This is a genomic window from Roseibium sp. (assembly GCF_025698965.1).
Lineage (GTDB): Bacteria > Pseudomonadota > Alphaproteobacteria > Rhizobiales > Stappiaceae > Roseibium.
The window spans coordinates 1-7,698 of record NZ_JAILWL010000323.1; the positions used below are offsets into that span (position 1 = coordinate 1).

Genomic DNA, 7,698 nt, shown 5'->3' on the forward strand with positions numbered 1-7,698 from the left:
CGTACACCAGGGCTCGCGCCCGCCGCCGTGGAGCTTTCCGGTATTGTCCGCAGTTTCGATGAGGGTGACCGTAAACTGCACATTCTCAGAGGGGCTGACCTGCGTATCGAGGCGGGGGAGATGGTTGCGCTCGTTGCTCCCTCGGGTACGGGCAAGTCGACGCTTTTGCATATTGCCGGTCTTTTGGAGCGCCCGGATGAAGGCGATGTATTGCTTGGACCTGTCAATTGCTCGGAACTATCGGATGACGAGCGAACGGCAATCCGGCGCAACGACATTGGTTTCGTCTACCAGTTCCATCACCTGTTGCCCGAGTTTACGGCGCAGGAGAACATCATGATGCCGCAGATGATCCGGGGTCTGCCGCGCAAAGTCGCAGCGGACCGTGCGGACGAGCTGCTTAACTACATGCGGCTTGGAGATCGCGGCAGCCACAGGCCATCGGAGCTGTCGGGTGGTGAGCAGCAGCGAGTAGCCGTTGCACGCGCGGTTGCTAATGCGCCGCGCATTCTGCTGCTCGATGAACCAACAGGGAACCTCGATCCGAAAACGGCAAACTATGTTTTCGATGCCTTGTCGGCACTCGTCAGAGCTTCCGGTGTTGCAACATTGTTTGCCACTCACAATCTGGATCTGGCCGGACGTATGGATCGGGCGATCACGCTTCAGGACGGGCTGGTTCAGGATCTTTAATCAACAGGTGCGTCTGATTTGGCGCTGGCGTACGCTCAAAGCCTGATTCTCTCAAAGTGCGGAACAAAGTGAAAACCTAGGTTTTTCGCTAAAATTGATTGGTCTCATGGCAAGAGGAACAAAAAGCGCTTGCAAAGAGAACAAAGATGGAACATATTCACTTTACGCAACGAACTTTGGTTGGAGGGTGACATGTTCCACATCGCTCGTGACTTTGCAGCATTCGGGTCTTTGGTCTGTTTTTGTACGACACTTGCCGTCTGGGCCGACGTGCTGTTTACAGCAGGCTAGTGCTGAAAGCCGTTGGCGTTCGGTAGTCACTTTTCTTCGGAGATTCCAGTTGGCGAAGGACTGTGGAAGGCAGACGGTCGGATTAGAGGCGAAGGTCTGAAAAGAACAACGGTGACAACCTTATTGTCGGCTCGACAGATGACATTTGAAGCGTTTCACTTGAGCGCTGATTCTGGAAGATGGTATGAGCGCCGACATGACGTCCGATACATCAACAATTTATCCCTCCGGGTCCGGTGCTGGTAAGCAACTGACCCCGGGTCCCGGATATGTGCATCTCAGGGTGCATTCAGCGCTTTCGCTTCTGGAAGGTGCCCTACCGATCAAGAAGCTCCTTGATCTGGCCAAGGCTGATGATCAGCCGGCGCTGGCAATTGCCGATACCAACAATCTGTTCGGGGCCCAGGAGTTTTCCGGAAAGGCCTGGGGCACGGGTATTCAACCGATCACGGCCTGTCAGCTTTCGGTGTTCTTTGACGACGGTCTGGAGAGTGGTCGACGCGGAGAACCTGCGCTGTCGGATGTGGTTCTCATAGCCATGACCGAAGCTGGTTACGGCAATCTCATGGAGCTGACTTCAAGGGCGTTTCTTGATACGGAAACAGGTTTGCGGCCACATGTGTCAGCAGACTATCTCCTGTCGAAATCCGAAGACGTCATCGTTCTGACGGGTGGTTATCTCGGCCCAGTCGGAGCTGCCTTGATCGCCGGACAGAAAGATCTGGCAAGGGAACGTTTGCAAAAACTCGCGGATGGATTTCCGACGCGTTGCTATGTCGAGTTGCAGCGACACGGCATGGAGGGCGAGCGGAAGACGGAAGCCGACTTCCTAGACCTTGCCTATGAACTGAATTTGCCGATCGTTGCGACGAACGAAGCCTTTTTCCCCAAGCGCGAAGATTACGAAGCGCACGATGCGCTGATTTGTATTTCCGAAGGCCGGGTCCTGATCGAGGACGACCGCCGCCGTTTGACACCGGAACACTATTTCAAGAGCCGGGCGGAAATGTGCGCGCTGTTCGCCGATCTTCCCGAGGCGCTGACATCGACCATCGAGATTGCCAGGAGATGCAGTTTCCGGCCGCTGCGGCGAGATCCGATATTGCCGCGATTCGCTGGAGCGGACGCAGATCCTGAAGAAGCCGAAAAGGCCGAGGCCGAGGAACTCAATCGACAGGCGAGAGAAGGTCTGCAGGCGCGTCTGGACGCTCACGGTCTCGCTCCCGGGCTGGAAGAAAAAGACTATTGGGAACGGCTCGACTACGAAACCGGCATTATCGAACGCATGAAGTTCCCGGGTTACTTCTTGATCGTTGCCGACTTCATCAAGTGGGCCAAGAACCAGGATATTCCTGTCGGACCCGGCCGCGGCTCGGGCGCGGGTTCGCTGGTTGCCTGGGCACTGACCATTACCGATCTCGATCCGATGCGGTTTTCGTTGCTGTTCGAACGCTTCCTGAACCCGGAACGTGTCTCGATGCCGGATTTCGACATCGATTTCTGTCAAAGTCGCCGCGAAGAGGTGATCCGCTATGTGCAGGAAAAATATGGTCGTCAGCAGGTTGCGCAGATCATTACGTTCGGATCGCTGCAGGCCCGTGCGGTGTTACGTGACACTGGCCGTGTGCTTCAGATGCCTTACGGTCAGGTCGACCGACTTTGCAAGCTGGTACCCGCCAATCCGGCAAATCCGGTAACGCTAGCGCAGGCAATTGAGGACGAGCCGCGCCTCAGGGAAGCCGCAAAGGAAGAGGAAATCGTCGAGCGCCTTCTCGGCATGGCTCAGAAACTGGAAGGGCTCTACCGCCACGCTTCGACCCACGCGGCGGGGGTGGTGATCGGCGACAGGCCTTTGGAACAGCTGGTGCCGCTCTATCGGGACCCGCGTTCCGATATGCCGGTTGCCCAGTTCAACATGAAGATGGTCGAAGATGCGGGACTGGTTAAGTTCGACTTTCTCGGCCTGAAAACGCTGACGGTAATCGATACGGCCGTAAAACTGATCGAACGCCGGGGTGTGAAGGTAGATGTGGCGGCCCTGCCCATCGACGATGAAATCACCTACCAATTGCTTGCGCGCGGTGAGACCTTCGGTGTGTTCCAGCTCGAAAGTCAGGGCATGCGCCGGGCAATCGCCGGTATGAAGCCCGACAGGTTCGAGGATATCATTGCGCTTGTGGCGCTTTATCGACCCGGACCGATGGAAAACATTCCGGTCTATAACGCCGTGAAGCACGGCGAGCAGGATCCGGATTGCCTGCATCCGCTGCTCGAGCCGATCCTGATGGAGACGAATGGCATTATCGTCTATCAGGAGCAGGTGATGCAGATTGCCCAGGTGCTCTCCGGATACTCGCTCGGTGAAGCTGACCTTTTGCGTCGCGCGATGGGTAAGAAAATCGCCGCGGAGATGGAGATCCAGCGGGCCCGTTTTGTCGATGGCGCAGTGGAACGCGGCATCAACAAGGGACAAGCCGGAACGATCTTCGATCTCGTGGCGAAATTCGCCAACTACGGCTTCAACAAGTCCCACGCGGCTGCTTATGCGCTCGTGTCCTATCACACAGCCTGGCTCAAGGCGAACCATCCGGTGGAGTTCATGGCCGCGTCCATGACGCTCGATCTCGGCAACACCGACAAGCTCGGCGATTTCCGGCAGGAAGCCAGGCGGATGGGCATTGACATTGTGCCGCCGTCGATCAATCGATCCCAGGTCTATTTCGACGTGTCGGAGAGCAAAATCTTCTACGCTATGGGAGCAATCAAAGGCGTTGGCGAGCAGGCCGTTGAGCATATTGTGGAAGTACGCGGTGACACTCCGTTCAAAAGCGTTGGGGATTTCGCCCGCCGCATTTCACCCAAGGCCCTGAACAAGCGCACACTTGAAAATCTCGTGGCGGCCGGAGCGTTTGACGAACTCGAACCGGACCGGGCTCGAGTGTTCGAAGGTCTCGACCGGGTCATGGGACTGGCGCAGCGCACTGAAGAAAACCGTACCGTCGGCCAGGACGAGTTGTTTGGCGGCAGCGACAGCGAAGAGCCTTTGCAGCTTGACGAAGTCCATGGCTGGACAAATGAAGAAAAGCTGCAGCGCGAACATGCCTCCATCGGCTTTTATCTGTCAGCACACCCGATCGACGAATATGCCAATGTGCTGGAAAAGATGCGCGCTCAGCCCTGGGCGCAGTTTTCCGAAGCGGTCAAGAAGGGGGCGTCTCACGGTCGCTTGGCCGGAACCGTCGTCTCCATGCAGGAACGCAAGACCAAAACCGGTACGCGCATGGGAATTGCCCGATTGTCGGATGCGACGGGGCAATATGAGGCGTTGCTGTTCAGGGAGAAACTCGAGCAGTTTCGGGATGTTCTTCAAGCAGGCCGTTCCGTCGTGGTGCTGGTCGGTGCGGATATGCGTGACGATGAGCCATCCTTGAGGATCGAACAGGTCGACCCGATCGACCGGGTTGCAGCCCGGCTGCAGAAAAGCATGCGTGTTTTTGTGCGCGATGAACGCCCGATCCAGAGCCTTGCCAAACACCTTCAGGTCAGAGGCGAGGGGGATGTGACGGTAATCGTCCTGCTTGAGAACGGAGCCCGGGAAGTGGAAATAAAACTGCCCGGCCGATTCCGCCTGTCACCGGAAATCGCCGGGGCGCTCAAGGCAGTTCCTGGCGTGACGGATGTACAGACGGCTTGAGTTCAAATGCCAATCATGGTTATCCGGCGGGCCAAATGATTTCCACACGAATGCCTCCGGGCTCGTAGCACATCATATGCATGCGTGGACCGCCTGCGAGCGGTTCAGGTGCGAATTCCAAGGTCACGCCTGGCCACTTACTGGCTTTTTCTGCCAGTTCAAAGAGTTCGTCCCTGGTGGCGACTTCAAAAGCGACGTGGTGGAGGCCGATATTGGTCTTGCGATCGAAACCGATGGTCGGTTGAGAACGGTCTGCCTGCCAGAGTGTCAGGCGGCATATGCCGTCGGAGACAGTCGTACGGGGATAGCTGTCATCTGTTGCAAGAAGCGACCAGCCGAGCAAACCGGTAAAAAATTCGGTGGTCTTGCCGAGGTCTTGAACAGTCAGTCCCAGGTGATTGATGCCGCATGTTGTCAAAAAAGCTCTCCCGGTAGTCATAAAATGCGCTTGGAACTTGTTAAAAACACCAGTAGAGCACGTCAAGTGCGCGGATTGGGCGTCTCAATCCGCAAGTCCGTCGCAAATTCCAGGCAATAATTTCTGTTCGATCAAGTCTGAAGCGGTGAAGAAATCCGGCTCTTAGGTCTTGAAATAACATTTCTTCCCAACTATAAGGCGCCCATTCCACACGCAAGGGGCGGAAACCGAGCTTATCGGGGTCCATCCGGTGGTCGATGGGAGAAATCCTCCGGCCCACATCCTCTTGCGGAGGTTAAACCGGAAAAATCAGGAGATTAAGGGTATGGCATTGCCCGATTTCACCATGCGTCAGCTTTTGGAAGCCGGCGTTCACTTTGGTCACCAGAAACACCGTTGGAACCCGCGTATGGGTCAGTACATCTTTGGTGTACGCAACGATGTTCACATCATGGATCTGTCCCAGACCGTTCCGCTTCTGCATCAGGCTCTCAAGGCAGTGTCCGACACTGTTGCCGGCGGTGGCCGCGTTCTGATCGTTGGCACCAAGCGTCAGGCACAGGAAGCTGTTGCGACCTCTGCTCGCAATTCCGCTCAGTATTTCGTCAACGCACGTTGGCTTGGCGGCATGCTGACGAACTGGAAAACCATTTCCCAGTCCATTCAGCGTCTGCGCAAGCTGGAAGAAACTCTGTCTTCCGACGCAGCCAACGCGCTGACCAAGAAAGAGCGCCTGTTCATGGACCGCGAGCGCGAAAAGCTCGAGCGGAACCTTGGCGGTATCAAGGACATGGGCGGCATTCCGGATCTGATCTTCGTGATCGACACCAACCGTGAAGCGATCGCCATTCAGGAAGCACGCCGTCTGGGTATTCCGGTCGCTGCGATCCTCGATTCCAATTCCAATCCGGAAGGCATCACTTATCCGGTGCCGGGCAACGACGACGCCGGCCGCGCGATTTCGCTTTACTGCGACCTGATTGCACGTGCTGCCATCGACGGTATCTCCCGTGCGCAGGGTGCTGCGGGCATGGATGTTGGCGAATCGGAAGAAGCACCGGTTGAAGAAGTGCTGGTTGAGGCCGCCGAAGAAGCTCCGGCGGAAGCTGAAGCTGAGGCGGCACCGGTCGCTGCCGAAGCCTAAAACTCTTCTGCCGCGGTTCATCCGCGGCAGTTTCATGTTGAATTCGCAAGACGGACTGCACATGCAGCAGTCCCGTCATAAAAGCGCGGATAGCCATCGGCTACACCGTGTTTTATCTTAAACCCCCATCCACGAGGCAATCGATGAGCATTACCGCTGCGATGGTAAAAGAGCTCCGCGAGAAATCCGGCGCTGGCATGATGGACTGCAAAACCGCCCTGAACGAATCTGGCGGTGATATGGAAGCGGCTGTTGACTGGCTGCGCACCAAGGGCCTGGCAAAGGCAGCCAAAAAGGCTGGCCGTGTTGCCGCTGTCGAGCTGAACTCCGAAACCGACTTCGTTGCTCGCAACGAAGGGTTCCAGGAACTGGTTGCCAAGGTGACCAAGATTGCTGTTGGTACCGACGGCTCCGTCGAAGCTGTGGCTGCCGCCGATCTCGATGGCAAGCCGGTTTCCGACGCGATCACCGACGCAATCGCGACCATTGGCGAGAACATGACACTTCGTCGTTCCGCCGTTCTGGCCGTGAACGAAGGTGTTGTCTCCACCTATGTACACGGCAAGGTGGTTGATGGTCTTGGCAAGATCGGTGTTCTGGTCGCACTGGAATCTTCCGGCGACAAGGACAAGCTGAACGCTCTTGGTCGTCAGATTGCCATGCATGTTGCTGCTACCAGCCCACTGGCGCTGAGCACTGACGAGCTGGACCCGGCGGTTGTTGAGCGTGAGAAGACGGTATTCTCCGAGCAGGCCCGCGAGTCCGGCAAGCCGGAAAACATCATCGAAAAGATGGTGGAAGGTCGTTTGCGCAAGTTCTACGAGGAAGTTACTCTCGTAAAACAAGCCTTTGTCATCAATCCGGATCAAACGGTTGAACAGGCTGTAGAGGCGCTTGCAAAAGAACTCGGCACGGAAGTCAAACTTTCCGGTTTCGTCCGCTTCGCACTAGGCGAGGGGATCGAAAAGGAGGAGCAAGACTTCGCCGCAGAGGTGGCCGCGGCCACCGGGCAATAAGCTTTAAGAAAGCGCCGGCTAGTCCGGCGCTTTTTTTTAGAAAGACAATTTTATAAAGGGTGCTCCCATGACGAATTCTTTGCGCTGGAAACGGATTCTTCTGAAACTTTCTGGAGAGGCTCTGATGGGCTCCCAGGCTTTTGGAATTGACCCGGCCATTGTGCAAAGGATTGCCAAGGAAATCGCCGATGCCGTGGCACTGGGCGCACAGGTCGGTGTTGTTGTGGGGGGAGGGAACATCTTCCGCGGTGTCGCCGTTGCCGCCAAGGGCGGTAACAGGGTCACCGGTGACCACATGGGCATGCTGGCGACAATCATGAACAGTCTGACCCTGGCTGATGCCCTGCGCCGCCTTAAGGTGAATGCGCGTGTTCTGTCGGCTGTCGCTGTCCCATCCATTTGCGAAACGTTCTCCCAGCGCGTTGCCGACCGTTACATGGAA

General features: G+C 56.5%; 5 protein-coding genes and 1 pseudogene. 5 read left to right on the plus strand and 1 reads right to left on the minus strand.

Annotated features, from left to right (window positions below; all coding sequences use genetic code 11):
• Positions 1-27: 27 nt before the first annotated feature.
• Entirely contained in the window at positions 28-693 is a 666-nt protein-coding gene (locus tag K5905_RS22400; protein WP_297587966.1) for an ABC transporter ATP-binding protein, read from the plus strand.
• A 475-nt stretch (positions 694-1,168) separates the two neighbouring features.
• Positions 1,169-4,678: a DNA polymerase III subunit alpha gene (gene dnaE / locus K5905_RS22405; protein WP_297587955.1), complete on the plus strand. Its 3,510-nt coding sequence runs from the start codon at positions 1,169-1,171 to the stop codon at positions 4,676-4,678.
• A gap of 19 nt (positions 4,679-4,697) precedes the next feature.
• On the opposite strand, the gene K5905_RS22410 is transcribed toward dnaE, so the two are convergent.
• Positions 4,698-5,096: a VOC family protein gene (locus K5905_RS22410; RefSeq protein WP_297587958.1), complete on the minus strand. Its 399-nt coding sequence runs from the start codon at positions 5,094-5,096 to the stop codon at positions 4,698-4,700.
• A gap of 325 nt (positions 5,097-5,421) precedes the next feature.
• Here K5905_RS22410 and rpsB point away from each other — a divergent pair, with 325 nt between their 5' ends.
• The 3 genes and pseudogenes from rpsB to pyrH all read left to right on the plus strand — a co-directional run.
• On the plus strand, positions 5,422-6,240 hold the full coding sequence (gene rpsB / locus K5905_RS22415) for a 30S ribosomal protein S2 (RefSeq protein ID WP_297587961.1): 819 nt from the start codon (positions 5,422-5,424) through the stop codon (positions 6,238-6,240).
• A 143-nt stretch (positions 6,241-6,383) separates the two neighbouring features.
• Positions 6,384-7,256: a translation elongation factor Ts gene (gene tsf, locus K5905_RS22420; RefSeq protein WP_297587963.1), complete on the plus strand. Its 873-nt coding sequence runs from the start codon at positions 6,384-6,386 to the stop codon at positions 7,254-7,256.
• 67 nt (positions 7,257-7,323) lie between these two features.
• A pseudogene (pyrH, locus tag K5905_RS22425) lies at positions 7,324-7,698 on the plus strand (UMP kinase); the annotation flags it as partial.